This window comes from Arthrobacter sp. FW306-2-2C-D06B, assembly GCF_021789175.1.
In the GTDB taxonomy this organism is placed as follows: domain Bacteria; phylum Actinomycetota; class Actinomycetes; order Actinomycetales; family Micrococcaceae; genus Arthrobacter.
This window is the reverse complement of sequence record NZ_CP084560.1, coordinates 270,241-282,125: the sequence shown is the minus strand read 5'-3', so window position 1 is coordinate 282,125 and position 11,885 is coordinate 270,241. Positions and strand designations below refer to the sequence as shown.

Sequence of the window (11,885 nt, the reverse complement as noted above, 5' to 3'; positions counted from 1 at the left end):
TGAACGGGGGGGGTTTGGCGCTGGGTATTTAGTTGTCTGTGCGCTTACGTATCTCAAGGTCAGTGAGGGTAATGGAACCTTCACCGGCGAAAACGCCGATCCGACCGTCCGGTAGCCCGTAGATCCTGGTGCTCAAGGCGACCTGCCGGTCGACGACGGCGACACAAAGGTCCCCGTCCACGACAAGTTCGAGGATGTGTTCCCCGGGGACGAGCTCACAGGGGCGTTCCAGCTCGATCTCGAAGGGGACATCCCCCGAGACGTGCCATTGCGCGTCGCCGTTGATCTGACGGGGCCATCGGTCGAACACCATGCGTCCGCGCTTCGGTTCCAGGCGGATGACGTAGGACTCGTCTCCGTCCGGGCTTGAGCGGAGCAGCAGGCCGCATTCGGTGGTATCGGGTTCTATCTGCAGCACCGCCCGCGCGTAGAACTGCCGCGGGAGGACCTCATCGGACACCAAGGCCGAGTATCCGTCGGGAGCATGCAGCGCCTTCGGAAGGGCGCTGCCGAAGGTTACCGGGATCTCGTCCCAGAAGCTCTCGACAAGCTCGTCGGCAAAGGAAAACGCGAGGGTGCCGTCGTCGTTCTGGCGGGCCTCGAGGACGGACATCGTGCCCGCCCACTGCCAGGCGCCGTCGTCGCGTTTGTCCTCCTTGCTGGCGATCCAGCCGAAGAAGAACCGGCGGCCATCCCGCTCGGCCGTCTTCGAGGCATAGAAGGCGCGGCCGTCAACGGTGTCCCGCACCGGCACGATCCATGGCCCATCGGGACTTTTCGCCATGCGGTAGCGCGTGGTGAAGGACTCGGAGAATTCCGAATAGACCAGATACCACCAGTCCCCCCAGGCGAAAACGTCCGGGCATTCGTGCGTGATGTACCGGCGGGGATCCCAGAACGGCTCGGCGTGCTCCCAATGCATCAGGTCCGTGGAGAGGCATTGGGCGATCACACCGCGACGGCGGTCCGGACCATCCGCGTGCCGCGCGGCCAACAGCATCCGCCACAAACCGCTTGCCTCGTCCTTGAACACGAACGGATCGCGCCAGTCGCCGGATTCGTAGCCTGCCGGGGCGCCGAAGGTCAGTTCCGGATGCTTGACCCACGTCAGCATTCCATCCGTGCTCGTGGCGTGCATGACGAGTTGCAGCGGGGCCCCGTCGGAGCCGAGGTGCCGGGGATTCTGTCCGGTGTAGAACAGGTGGTGTGCTCCGGACGCGTCGCAGACGACGCTGCCTGTGTATGCGTTGAAGTCGGCCTCGCCCTCCCCGCCGTGACGCAGCGACACTCCGTGGTCCTCGAACCGCGTGAGGTCCTTGGTGGTCACAAGATTCCAGGACGTTCCCGGCTTCGGGTCGTTCCGCACCTCGTGCAGATAGAAAAGCCAAAACTCCCCGTCCTTCTGGAACGGGATCACGTCTCCGACCCATCCATCGGTGGGTTGGAAGAAGACTGAGTAAGTCATCGGCGTTGATGTCCATTTCTGCTAAAGCGTTTGATCACTGCAAGCGTAACCGAGGTCACATCCATGATCAAGCGTTTAAGCAGATTGTTTTGGCGGGCTGTTCCGAACGCTGCGGGATCGGCTCTGCGGTGCGGGAGTTAGCGCACGACGGCGGATGCCGTAGCTAAGCAGTTGCGCAGACCGCGCGGTTCCGCCCAAGGGCCTTGGCCTCGTACAGGGCTTTGTCGGCGGCCACGATCATGTGGGCAACGTCGGCATTGGCGAGGGCGCTGGGGGCGATGCCATAGCTCACCGTGGGGAAAGTGACGCCGTCCGGGGCTTCTGCCGAGGCCAAACGACGGCTGATTTCGTTGGCAATGATTTCTGCACTCTCGAGACCGGCCCCGGGAAGCAGGATGGTGAATTCCTCTCCGCCATACCTCCCGACCAAGTCTGTGTGACGGACCGAGGCCTGACAGGCGGCGGCGAAGGCCTGGATGGCGGTGTCACCGGCGGCGTGGCCATGACTGTCGTTGAGCGCCTTGAAATGGTCAAGGTCGGCGAGGATCAAGGTGGAGATCGATCCCACGGAGTGCAGCCTGCCGATTTCCTGGGTGGCCAGCTCCATGAAGGCGGTGCGGTTGAGGAGACCCGTCAGGCCGTCGCGGGTGGCGCGTTCGTTGAGCCCGTTGATGAGCTGCTCGTTACTCAGCGCAGTCATACTGAAGGACACGGTGACAAGAAGGACGATGGTGACCACACTGGTGGTTGCTGAGCTGAGATAGGTACCGAAATCCGGACCGTCGGGTCCCTCCGCGACGTAGGCGATCCCCCGGCAGAAAAAGAACGACGCCAGCACTCCTGCGGCGAGCGCCAAGGAGCGGTGGGCCTGTGAAACGCTGGGCTTCAAACGCCAAAGTTCAACTGTTGCCAAACCCATGCCCAAGGACATCATGGCCAAATACACCAGGCCGCCGGACCATGCGTTGGTGGCCGGACTCTCCAGCGCGGCGGCCACAGCCGTGGCGACGGGCCCGGCGAGGAGCGGCCATCGCGGCGTCGGAAGCAAGCGCAGGGAACGCGAGCCCGCCCACACACTGAACGCCCCGGCCACCAGCAAAGCGTTGCCGAGGGGACCGGCCCAGATTTGCTGGGAAGTCCCGGTGAGCAGGTACGCCATGTTTCCCGAGAGCAGGAAAACGAGGGCGAGGCACCACCACCCGCTATACGAGGAGCGGGTCCGGCGGAACGATCCGAAAAACAGCAGGCAGAGCGTCAGCGCGACAATGCCCAGAGCTATCTTCAAGCTGGCCGGATCGAGACCCATATTCGCTCCCCTCGTGGGCACCAGCCTACGACATCGAGGGGCGTGGTCAGCGGGCGGACCAGCCCCCGTCCATCGTGTAGCTGGCCCCGGTGACCATGCCGGCGTCGTCGGACGCTATCCACGCGGCCAGCGACGCTACTTCCTCCGGTTCCACGAGGCGCTTCACCGCAGACTCCGTCAGCATGACCTTCGCCAGGACCTCCGATTCGGGGATGCCGTGCAGCAGTGCCTGGTCCGCGATCTGCTTCTCGACGAGCGGCGTACGCACGTACCCCGGATTGATGCAGTTGGAGGTCACCCCGTGCTGGCCGCCCTCAAGGGCCGTCACTTTGCTGAGCCCCTCGAGCCCGTGCTTGGCCGAGACATACGCGCTCTTGAAAGCCGACGCCCGCAGCCCATGGACCGAGGAAATGTTGATGATCCGGCCGAATCCATTGGCATACATGTGCGGGAGTGCGGCCCGGATGAGGAGGAAAGGGGCTTCGAGCATGAGGGTCAGGATGCGGCGGAAGTCTGCCGGTTCGAATTCTTCGATGGGGGCAACCTTCTGGATGCCGGCATTGTTCACGAGGATGTCGCAATCCAGGCTGAGCCCCGCCAGGGCCTCAGTGTCGAGCAGGTCGACGGCCCAGGCGGTGCCACCCAGCTTGTCGGCGAGCGCCGCGGCTCCGGCGGCATCGACGTCGGCCACCACAACCTTCGCGCCCCGCGCAACGAGGGCCGTGGCGCATGCTGCCCCTATGCCGCCCGCCCCGCCTGTGACCAGGGCCTTGCGGCCCTCCAGGCTCATGCGCGGGCCGCCATGGGGAGGCCGTGGCGAACGGCGTCGGCCTTGTCAACGTCTTCCAGCGCCACTCCTCGGGTCTCCTTGAGCGTCAAGACGACGACGGCGGTGATGGCGCAGGAGATCACCAGGTAGATGGCGGTGGGCATCCAGGATCCGGTGTCCTTGAGCCACTGCGTCGCCAGGAGCGGAGCCAGGGAACCGGCGAAGATCGAGGTGACCTGCGAGCCGAGGGAGACGCCCGAGTAGCGCATGCGGGTGGGGAAGAGCTCGGTCATGATGGCCGGCTGCCCTGCGTACATGAAGGCATGCAGGCAGAGCCCGATGGTCACGGCGGCAACGATCACCACGGGGTTCTTGGTATCGAACATGGGGAAGGCGAAGAACGGCCACGTCGCACCGCTGATGGCACCGATCAGGTAAACCGGCTTGCGTCCCCAGTTGTCTGCCAGCCGGCCGATCTGCGGGATGACGACGAAATGGACAACGTGTGCGATCAGCAGGGCGAGAAGCAAGGAGGAGGTGTCGTACTTGTCCACGCTCTTGAGGTACACGATGGAGAAGCTCACCACGAGGTAGTACATGATGTTCTCGGCGAGCCTCAGTCCCATGGCCTGCAGGATGCCGTTGGGGTATTTGCGGATGACTTCGCCGATTCCGTAGCTGATGGCTTGTTCCTTCTCCACCTGGGCCTTTGCCTCAAGGAAGATCGGCGCCTCGGTCACGTGGGTGCGGATGTAGTAGCCCACAAAGACGATCACCGCGGAGAGCCAGAACGCCACACGCCATCCCCAGCCCAGGAAGGCTGCGCTACTGAGGGTGGTGGACATGATGAAGAGGACCAGGGTGGCGAGGAGGTTGCCGACGGGAACCGCGGCCTGCGGCCAGCTTGACCAGAATCCGCGGGACTCCTTGGGGCTGTGTTCCGCCACCAGCAGCACCGCGCCACCCCATTCGCCACCCAGTGCGAAGCCTTGGATGAAGCGGAGCGCCACGAGCATGGCCGGCGCCCAGTATCCGAGGTCGGCGAAGCCGGGGAGGCAGCCCATGAGGAACGTGGACACGCCGACAATCACGATGGTGAGCTGCAGCGTGGGTTTGCGGCCGAGCCTGTCGCCGATCTGGCCGAAGACGATGCCGCCCAGGGGCCGGGCCACGAAGCCCACCGCGTATGTCAGGAACGCCTGGATGATGCCGTCAAGGTCGTTGCCGGTGGGCGGGAAGAAATACTTGCCGAAAACCAGCGTTGCGGCGGTGGCGTAGAGGAAGAATTCGTACCATTCCACCACGGTGCCTACCATCGAGGCGGCGACGATCTTCTTGAGGCCTGCGCCTTTACCGGTCGCGGCCGCGCCTGCTGCGGAGCGTTGTCCTACGCTCATGTCCATCTCCTTAGTGTCCACACTGACACGCGTTGTGATCCACAACACGAAATGCTCCAATGAGTATTGCCGCACATTACTGCGGCTTCAATAACCAAAATGGCACTAAGTGTGTGCAGAATTGCAGATATGAATCCGAATCCCGACGATCTCCTGGTCCTCCTCGCGGTATCGCGCTCAGGTAAGTTCACGACGGCGGCCCAAGCCTTGGGACTGAACCACACCACTGTCTCCCGCAGGATCGCCGCGCTCGAGAAGGCGCTCGGCGGCCGGGTACTCGCGCGGGCGGCAGGCGGCTGGGAAGTCACGGAGCTCGGAGCCGAGGCCGCGGGCGTGGCAGAGCGGATCGAAGCAGCGGTGGGCACGCTGGGACCGGACGACCGCGCGCCGGACCCCATTGCCGGCGTCGTACGCATGACCGCAACTGATGGTTTCAGCGCATACATCGCGGCACCGGCCGTGGCGCGCTTGCGGCGATCGCATCCCGGCCTCACCGTGGAGATCATCACCGTGACCCGCCGGGCGCTCCAGCAGCGTTCCGGCCTGGACCTCGAGGTGGTGGTGGGCGAACCCCAGGTGCACCGGGCCGAGGCTGTGCTGCTGGGCGAGTACATGCTGGGAATGTATGCCTCGCGCGAGTACCTGGCTTTTCACGGCGTGCCCGTCACCGTCGAAGAGCTGACGCGGCATCAGCTGGTCTATTTCGTGGACTCCATGCTGCAAGTGGACGATCTCGATGCCCCTCGCCGGCTGGTCCCCTCCATGCGCGACGGCTTGAGCTCCACCAACGTCTTCGTCCACGTCGAGGCGACGCGCGCCGGGGCCGGTATCGGCTTCCTGCCATGCTTCATGGCGGACCGGCACCCGGACCTCGTACGGCTCCTCCCCTCGGATTTCGCGGAGCTGCTCCCCTACTGGATGGTCCTGCGGCCCGACTCGATGCGCCGCCCCGCCGTCGCCGCCGTCGTGCACGCCCTGCAAGAGGAGACGGCCGCCCACCGCGAGTTGCTGTTGGCGCGCCGCTGAGGAACATCGATTGCTGAGTAACTGTCGTTTTGGGCGCCCAAAACGGCAGTTACTCAGCAGTCGATGCGGCCGGCTGAGGATCGTGCCGGATCTGGGCGCCGACGGCGAAAGCACGGACCTTGGCATCGTTCCAGATATGCGCAGGCACCGCTCCGCCGAGCAGCTTCCGGGCAAGTTGGGGATCGTCGCCGAAGGGCTCGTGGCTGCCGGCCATGATCATGTTCCCGTACCGCCGCCCCTTGAGCATCGCGGGGTCGGCAATGATCATGGTGTGCGCGAAGGTGTCTGCGATGGTGGCGGCGTCCTCGCGGGCGTTCTTGAGGTCCGGGGCATCTCCGGAATTCACCACGTAGAGGCCACCCGGGGCCAGCACCCTCGACGCCTGATCGTTGAATTCGCGGGTGGTGAGCGCCCTCGGAGTGAGGGCGCCGGAAAAGACGTCCCGGATGATGAGGTCGCGGGTGTCCGGAGTGAGGCCTTCCGTGACTTCCCTTGCTTCGCCCACGCGGATTCGCAGCAGCGGGGCTTTGGGGAGATCGAACCAGCCGCGGACGTATTCGGCCAGCTTGCCGTCGAGCTCCACCACCACTTGGCGCGCGTCCGGATAGGCTGCGTGGAAGTACCGGGCGAGGGAACATGCGCCACCGCCAAGATGCAGGGCACGAAGCTTTGGCTTGGACTCGGGCGGCCATTTGGATTCCACGAGGGCCGCTATCCAGCGCATGTACTCGAAGTCCAGGAACAACGGCTCTGCCACATCGATGTGCGAGCTCATGACGCCGTTGATCTTCAGGAGCCAGCCGTTGGAGTTGTCCGGGTCGGCAACGAGTTCGCAGTCGCCGGTGTCGATGTAGTAGACGCCCTCAACGGGTCCGTTCGGCTTCGTGCCCGCGGGCACCTCGATGACTCCGGCAGCGTGCCCGGCGCCCCTGCCCTTGCCACGCTTCGCCACTACAGCCGCCTTCTTCCGGTCATGCTTCAACCCTAGTTGACGCCGCCGCCTTGCGGTCAGCCCCCGACGGCGGCACGCACCATCTTGCGGTCAGCCCCCGACGGCGGCACGCACCATCTTGCGGTCAGCCCCCGACGGCGGCACGCACCATCTTGCGGTCAGCCCCCGACGGCGGCACGCACCATCCGGATTTCCGGTAGTTCGTGCCATTCCGGCGGCAGGAGCTGACGCGTTCCGTCGGCCCGGAAGCCGTTCTTGCGATAGAAAGCCTGGGCCCGCGGGTTGTCTTCAAGCACCCAAAGAAAGGCGGCAGAGTTGCCGATCACGGCGTCGACCAATGCTTGCCCCACGCCCAAACCGTGCACGCGACGCAACGTATAGATCACCTGCAGTTGCAGTTCGCACGGCCGGTCCTCATCCGGTGCCTCGCGGGCGAAGGCGATGCCCACCAGGGCACCGTCGGCGTCGTGGGCGAGCATCGGCTTGTACGAGCCCGCCAAGGCTTCCCGCTGCCTCTCGATCCGCGTGTTGATGGTGGCCTCATGGAGAGCGAAGAACTCCTCCGGCAAGAGGTGCCCATAGCTTTCCCGCCAGGCAGCCACATGCATGCGGGTCAGCGGCTCGGCGTCGTCCACCGTTGCCCGGCGGAGGGTAAATTCCATTCGCTCAGCCTAGCGTCACACCACCCGCGCTATCGCGAACCCGTCCCATCCCTTGGATCCAACAGTTTGGATTGCCGTTGCGTCGAGTCGCGGATCCTTGCCCATCATCTCCAGTGCCCCCACGATGCCTGGAGCGTTCACCTCGTCCATGGAAGGATCCAGGATGGCACCCTCCCAGATGACGTTGTCCATCACGATCACGGTGCCCGGCCGCCCGAGCCGGATGGCCCAGTCGAGGTAGTTGGAATCGTTCTCCTTGTCGGCGTCGATGAAGACGAAGTCGAACGGGCCGTCCCGCTCGGGATCTTCGGCAAGCTCCGCAAGGGTCTCCAACGCGGGGCCGACCCGGATGTCTACTTTGTGGCCGATCCCGGCCATGTCCACGTTCACCCGGGCGATTTCAGCGTGTTTCGGGAGGTATTCGCACGTGACCAGGCGGCCGTCGTCGGGCAGTCCCTGGGCCATCCAGATCGCGCTGAAGCCGGCCAAGGTACCGACTTCCAGCACGCGCCGCGCACCCGATAGCTGCACCAGCATCTTGAGCAGCTTGCCGGCGTTGGGCGCCACTTCGATAGGCGGCATCCCGGCGTCGAGGGCGGACTGCACCGCGTGTTTGAGCGCTGCGTTCGGGCGGACGACGGCGGTGGACAAGTATTCCTCGACGGCCACCCAGCCGGGCTGGGCCTTATGTTCAAACATGGCCCCAGTCTTGCACCGGGTCACGGCGGAGGGAAGGACCGGCTACCCGTTATTCGCCTTGGGCGATCGCGTTCTCGAGCCGCTCGACCTTGCCGGTGAGTTCCCCCGTGTACCCGGGCCGGATATCGGCCTTGATCACCAAGGAAACGCGGTTTCCATACCTTCCCACGGCCTCGGTGGCGCGTTTGACGACATCGAACACCTCATCCCACTCGCCCTCGATGGTGGTGAACATCGAGTCCGTCTGGTTGGGCAGCCCGGATTCGCGGACGATCTTCACGGCCTCGGCAACGGCGTCGTGCACCGAGCCATCGACGGATACGGCGCCAGCAGCGGGCTGGCCGGACGGGGCAACTGAAAAGGCAAGCAACATGAATCCAGTCTTTCACGCGCAAGAATGTCACAAAAGTGATTGGAGCCCCTCCGTTGCTACTGTGAGCAGCATGGACCGGCCCTTGGAACGCAAGCCACTTAGAGCTGACGCTGCGCGCAACGTAGACAAGATCATCACGGCGGCGCGCCAGTGCTTCCGCGAGCTGGGCCCGGAGGTTCCACTCCAGACGATCGCCACGACCGCAGGTGTTGGCCCGGCTACGCTGTTCCGTAACTTCGCCGACAAAGAACAACTCGTCCTGGCCGCCTTGTCGCGGCAACTCAGGCTTCACGTGGACCCGGTCGTGGAAGAGTCCCTCGCGGGCATGGATGCCGCCGTCGGGCTCATCAACGTGATCGACGCCGTGGTGCAGGTTGCCAGCGAAGATGCGAACCTGCTGGGCGCCGTCGCCGGCCGCCGCGGACTCCTGGTGGGCATCACGGGCGGCTTGATCGATTCCATGGCTGAGCTGCTTAGCCGCGGCCAGGGCCAGGGTTCGCTGCGCCGGGACATCTCCATCGAGGACATGGTGCGCCTTGTTGCCATGCTGATCGGCGCCGTGGACACCATGGAGCCAGGGTCCCGCGCTTGGGAACGGCCGGTTGCCTTGCTAGAGGACGCCATCCGCACCGAACGCCCGTCCCGCCCGCTGCCACAGCAGACCCCCATCCCCGGGATGGCTTTCCAGTAACCAGCGCACGACGGCGCCGCTCACCGCAGCGACGATCGGAACCACGCGCGGTGGTTCAGCGCCAGCCGAGCAACCGCAGGGAGGCGGCCGCCGCCGATCCGACGATAACCACCACAAGGAACGGGGCCCGCAGCCACAGCGCTACAGCCCCGGCTGCGAGCGCACCGAGCCGGGCGTCGAAGGCGAGGGACTGCCCCGACGCCACGGCGTTGACGACGGTCAGGGACGCCAGCAGACCGATGGTCATGGTGCCGGCCACGCGCATCATCCGCGGACTCCGCAGCAGCTTCGCCGGCACGAAATAGCCCGAAAGCTTGGTGAGGTACGCCAGTCCGCAGGCGATAAGGATCCAGAGCCAGAGGTTCATTCGGCGCTCCTTTCGCGGCTGGAAGCGTCTGCGCTGGAATGACCGCGCGGGTAGGGATCGACGTCGGGCTCCATGCCTTCGTCGCTGCGTCCGTGGCCGAACCAGCCGATGGCCCCGGCCACGACGGCGGCCACGAGGATGGGCACGCCCGCTGGAACGAACGGGACCGTAATAATGGTTGCCAGAGCAGCGGCGGCGGCGATCGCCCAGGGTTCGCGGCCCTTGAGCCGAGGCCAGAGCAGGCCCAGGAACGCTGCCACGGCGGCGCCGTCGAGCCCCCACTGCTTGGGATCGCCCAAGGCATCGCCCGCCAAGGCGCCGACAGCCGTGAAGATGTTCCACAGCACGAAAATGCCGAGTCCGGCCGTCCAGAAGCCACGGCGCTGTTCGTCGGAATCGCTTTGTCCCGAGGCAGTGGCAGTGGACTCGTCGATGGTGATGTGTGCTTGCGGGTACTTGAGCCATCCGCGGGGACGCAACAGCGCGTTCATCTGCATCCCATAGATGCCATTGCGCAAGCCCAGCAGCGCCGCAGCGGTCATGGCGGCAATGCCGGAACCGCCGCCGGCTACGACGCCGATGAAGGCGAACTGCGAGCCTCCACTGAACATGAGCAGGCTGAAGGCCATGGTCTGCCAGAAACTGAAACCGGACGCCGAGGCCAATGCCCCGAACGAAATGCCGTAGAGGCCCGTTGCGATACTGATGGAGAGGCCCACCTTCACCGCGGGGGATTCGAGGAGTTTCATGCGCCCCGTTTCGCTCCAGCCAGACTCCATGCCCACAGGATCAAAGGGAGCTGCAGAGGCAGGCGCAGTGTGTGAATCCGCCGCGCGGACGGGGTCCCGGCCGGAGAGTATGCGCGGCGGAGCGCGTCCACGTGTCCGGCCAGGAACGCCGTGAACATCAGCGTGGTGCCGAGGGCTGCAGCCCTGCGCGTCGAAGGCATGAGGAGCCCGACGGCGGCCGCCCCCTCAAGTAGTCCACTCACCGCGATCCATTCCTCCCGGGACATGACCGCCAAGGCGCCGTTCCGCGGTGCGGGTGCCTTGGCCTTGCCTTGGCCGGCTTCGAATTCGGCGTCTTCGCCCGCATAGTCCTCGCGGCAGAGATAATCCGGGACGACCGGGGCAAAGAACTCCGGCTGCTGGAAGTGCTTCCTGGCGCTTACGAGTAACACTGCACTCATGGCCGCCGCGGACATTGTCTGGGTTGTCCGGGCGGACCACGAAAAAGGCATGTATTCATGCAACCACAGCCCCGCCTGCTGCGGTAACCGGAGGGGTGCCGGGCAAGGTGTGCGCAATTCTTGCGCGTTCAGAGTATTGGACTTAGTTCAGCATGATGTATGTTTCTCGTTAGGCTGTGCCTGGCATCGTCCACAGCTACCGTCCGCCGCCACGAGAAATTCAACGAGGAGTTCCATGCGCATCGCCCGACTACAGACCCCTTCCGGCCCGCAGCACGCTGTCCTGCGCGATGGACGCTGGGACCACATCGAGGATCCCTTTGCCGAGGTCCTTTCTTTCACCGGAGAAACCAGTTCCGCGGACGACGCCGAGTTCCTCGCCCCGGTCCGGCCTTCCGTGGTGCTCGGAATCGGGCACAACCTGGGTAACAACAACCACGTGCTGCCCATCCAGGCCTGGCACAAGTCCGTCCACAGCATCGCCGGCCCCGGTGACGGCATCGTGGCCGTGCGAAACGCGGGCACTGTGAACGTGGAAGGCGAGCTGGCGGCCGTCATCGGAAAGCGGGCGGAGAAGCTCACGGCCGAGAACGCCTTGAGCCACGTCCTGGGCTACACCGTGGTCAACGACGTCACTAATGTGGACCAAAACCAGGTCGACGAAAAGCTCTTCCAGGGCAAGTCCGGCACCAACTACACGCCCCTGGGTCCGTGGATCGAGACCGAGATCGAGGACCCGGACAACGTGAGCACCGAGGTTGTAGTCAATGGCGAGGTCAAAGCCAGGTCCGGTTCCTTCAACCTGCCGTCCTCCATCACGGATTGCCTCGTCTACGTCACCGAATGGCTGACCCTGGAACCGGGAGACATCATCATGACGGGCGCTCCGAACACCTTCGTGGCTGTCCAGCCCGGCGACCGGGTGGACATCACGCTGGGCGGCATCGGAACCCTCAGCAACACGGTCATCTGACTGGCAGTTGTTGTCG

General features: G+C 64.8%; 14 protein-coding genes. 3 read left to right on the top strand and 11 right to left on the bottom strand.

Annotation, left to right across the window (positions count from 1 at the left end):
* Positions 1-28 precede the first annotated feature (28 nt).
* The 4 genes from LFT47_RS01360 to LFT47_RS01345 form a co-directional block, all read right to left on the bottom strand.
* Positions 29-1,465 (bottom strand): glycoside hydrolase family 32 protein, encoded by a 1,437-nt coding sequence (locus LFT47_RS01360; RefSeq protein ID WP_236814391.1) that lies wholly within the window; start codon positions 1,463-1,465, stop codon positions 29-31.
* Positions 1,466-1,628: 163 nt separating this feature from the next.
* The gene (locus LFT47_RS21445) at positions 1,629-2,072 is read right to left on the bottom strand and encodes a GGDEF domain-containing protein (protein ID WP_442863454.1); all 444 of its coding nucleotides are present in this window, start codon (positions 2,070-2,072) and stop codon (positions 1,629-1,631) included.
* A 745-nt stretch (positions 2,073-2,817) separates the two neighbouring features.
* Positions 2,818-3,561: a 3-hydroxybutyrate dehydrogenase gene (locus tag LFT47_RS01350; RefSeq protein ID WP_236814387.1), complete on the bottom strand. Its 744-nt coding sequence runs from the start codon at positions 3,559-3,561 to the stop codon at positions 2,818-2,820.
* Positions 3,558-4,937, bottom strand: coding sequence for an MFS transporter (locus tag LFT47_RS01345; protein WP_236814385.1), 1,380 nt, complete (start codon positions 4,935-4,937; stop codon positions 3,558-3,560). The genes LFT47_RS01350 and LFT47_RS01345 overlap by 4 nt, the downstream gene beginning before the upstream one ends.
* Before the next feature lie 129 nt (positions 4,938-5,066).
* Here LFT47_RS01345 and LFT47_RS01340 point away from each other — a divergent pair, with 129 nt between their 5' ends.
* Positions 5,067-5,963 (top strand): LysR family transcriptional regulator, encoded by an 897-nt coding sequence (locus LFT47_RS01340; protein WP_236814383.1) that lies wholly within the window; start codon positions 5,067-5,069, stop codon positions 5,961-5,963.
* Positions 5,964-6,012: 49 nt separating this feature from the next.
* On the opposite strand, the gene LFT47_RS01335 is transcribed toward LFT47_RS01340, so the two are convergent.
* From LFT47_RS01335 to LFT47_RS01320, 4 genes are all read right to left on the bottom strand, one after another.
* Entirely contained in the window at positions 6,013-6,915 is a 903-nt protein-coding gene (locus tag LFT47_RS01335; protein WP_236814381.1) for a spermidine synthase, read from the bottom strand.
* Between the two features lie 158 nt (positions 6,916-7,073).
* Positions 7,074-7,577, bottom strand: coding sequence for a GNAT family N-acetyltransferase (locus LFT47_RS01330; RefSeq protein WP_236814379.1), 504 nt, complete (start codon positions 7,575-7,577; stop codon positions 7,074-7,076).
* 15 nt (positions 7,578-7,592) lie between these two features.
* On the bottom strand, positions 7,593-8,276 hold the full coding sequence (locus tag LFT47_RS01325) for an O-methyltransferase (RefSeq protein ID WP_236814377.1): 684 nt from the start codon (positions 8,274-8,276) through the stop codon (positions 7,593-7,595).
* Positions 8,277-8,325: 49 nt separating this feature from the next.
* Positions 8,326-8,649, bottom strand: a complete 324-nt coding sequence (locus tag LFT47_RS01320) for a thiamine-binding protein (protein ID WP_236814375.1) — start codon at positions 8,647-8,649, stop codon at positions 8,326-8,328.
* A gap of 70 nt (positions 8,650-8,719) precedes the next feature.
* Between LFT47_RS01320 and LFT47_RS01315 the strand changes: the two genes are divergently transcribed.
* A complete protein-coding gene (locus LFT47_RS01315) occupies positions 8,720-9,340 on the top strand; it encodes a TetR/AcrR family transcriptional regulator (protein WP_236814373.1) in 621 nt (206 codons plus the stop codon).
* A 55-nt stretch (positions 9,341-9,395) separates the two neighbouring features.
* Here LFT47_RS01315 and LFT47_RS01310 read toward each other — a convergent pair whose 3' ends face one another.
* Genes LFT47_RS01310 through LFT47_RS01300 form a run of 3 tightly spaced genes read right to left on the bottom strand, consistent with a single transcriptional unit; the run spans position 9,396 to position 10,947 of the window.
* Complete coding sequence (locus LFT47_RS01310) at positions 9,396-9,707, bottom strand: AzlD domain-containing protein (protein ID WP_236814370.1); 312 nt, start codon at positions 9,705-9,707, stop codon at positions 9,396-9,398.
* Positions 9,704-10,456 carry an AzlC family ABC transporter permease gene (locus LFT47_RS01305; RefSeq protein WP_236814368.1) on the bottom strand — a complete coding sequence of 251 codons (753 nt, stop codon included), beginning with the start codon at positions 10,454-10,456 and terminating at the stop codon, positions 9,704-9,706. The genes LFT47_RS01310 and LFT47_RS01305 overlap by 4 nt, the downstream gene beginning before the upstream one ends.
* Entirely contained in the window at positions 10,453-10,947 is a 495-nt protein-coding gene (locus LFT47_RS01300) for a DoxX family protein (RefSeq protein ID WP_236814366.1), read from the bottom strand. Before LFT47_RS01300 ends, LFT47_RS01305 begins: the two co-directional genes overlap by 4 nt.
* A gap of 184 nt (positions 10,948-11,131) precedes the next feature.
* Between LFT47_RS01300 and LFT47_RS01295 the strand changes: the two genes are divergently transcribed.
* Entirely contained in the window at positions 11,132-11,869 is a 738-nt protein-coding gene (locus LFT47_RS01295; protein ID WP_236814364.1) for a fumarylacetoacetate hydrolase family protein, read from the top strand.
* The last annotated feature ends 16 nt before the right edge of the window (positions 11,870-11,885 follow it).

What these genes read in the sequence shown, in the direction of transcription:
- LFT47_RS01360 (WP_236814391.1), bottom strand. Translation starts at nt 1,465, where the DNA reads ATGACTTACTCAGTCTTCTTCCAACCCACCGATGGATGGGTCGGAGAC.
- LFT47_RS21445 (WP_442863454.1), bottom strand. Translation starts at nt 2,072, where the DNA reads ATGGAGCTGGCCACCCAGGAAATCGGCAGGCTGCACTCCGTGGGATCG.
- LFT47_RS01350 (WP_236814387.1), bottom strand. Translation starts at nt 3,561, where the DNA reads ATGAGCCTGGAGGGCCGCAAGGCCCTGGTCACAGGCGGGGCGGGCGGC.
- LFT47_RS01345 (WP_236814385.1), bottom strand. Translation starts at nt 4,937, where the DNA reads ATGAGCGTAGGACAACGCTCCGCAGCAGGCGCGGCCGCGACCGGTAAA.
- LFT47_RS01340 (WP_236814383.1), top strand. Translation starts at nt 5,067, where the DNA reads ATGAATCCGAATCCCGACGATCTCCTGGTCCTCCTCGCGGTATCGCGC.
- LFT47_RS01330 (WP_236814379.1), bottom strand. Translation starts at nt 7,577, where the DNA reads ATGGAATTTACCCTCCGCCGGGCAACGGTGGACGACGCCGAGCCGCTG.
- LFT47_RS01325 (WP_236814377.1), bottom strand. Translation starts at nt 8,276, where the DNA reads ATGTTTGAACATAAGGCCCAGCCCGGCTGGGTGGCCGTCGAGGAATAC.
- LFT47_RS01320 (WP_236814375.1), bottom strand. Translation starts at nt 8,649, where the DNA reads ATGTTGCTTGCCTTTTCAGTTGCCCCGTCCGGCCAGCCCGCTGCTGGC.
- LFT47_RS01315 (WP_236814373.1), top strand. Translation starts at nt 8,720, where the DNA reads ATGGACCGGCCCTTGGAACGCAAGCCACTTAGAGCTGACGCTGCGCGC.
- LFT47_RS01310 (WP_236814370.1), bottom strand. Translation starts at nt 9,707, where the DNA reads ATGAACCTCTGGCTCTGGATCCTTATCGCCTGCGGACTGGCGTACCTC.
- LFT47_RS01305 (WP_236814368.1), bottom strand. Translation starts at nt 10,456, where the DNA reads ATGAAACTCCTCGAATCCCCCGCGGTGAAGGTGGGCCTCTCCATCAGT.
- LFT47_RS01300 (WP_236814366.1), bottom strand. Translation starts at nt 10,947, where the DNA reads ATGCCTTTTTCGTGGTCCGCCCGGACAACCCAGACAATGTCCGCGGCG.
- LFT47_RS01295 (WP_236814364.1), top strand. Translation starts at nt 11,132, where the DNA reads ATGCGCATCGCCCGACTACAGACCCCTTCCGGCCCGCAGCACGCTGTC.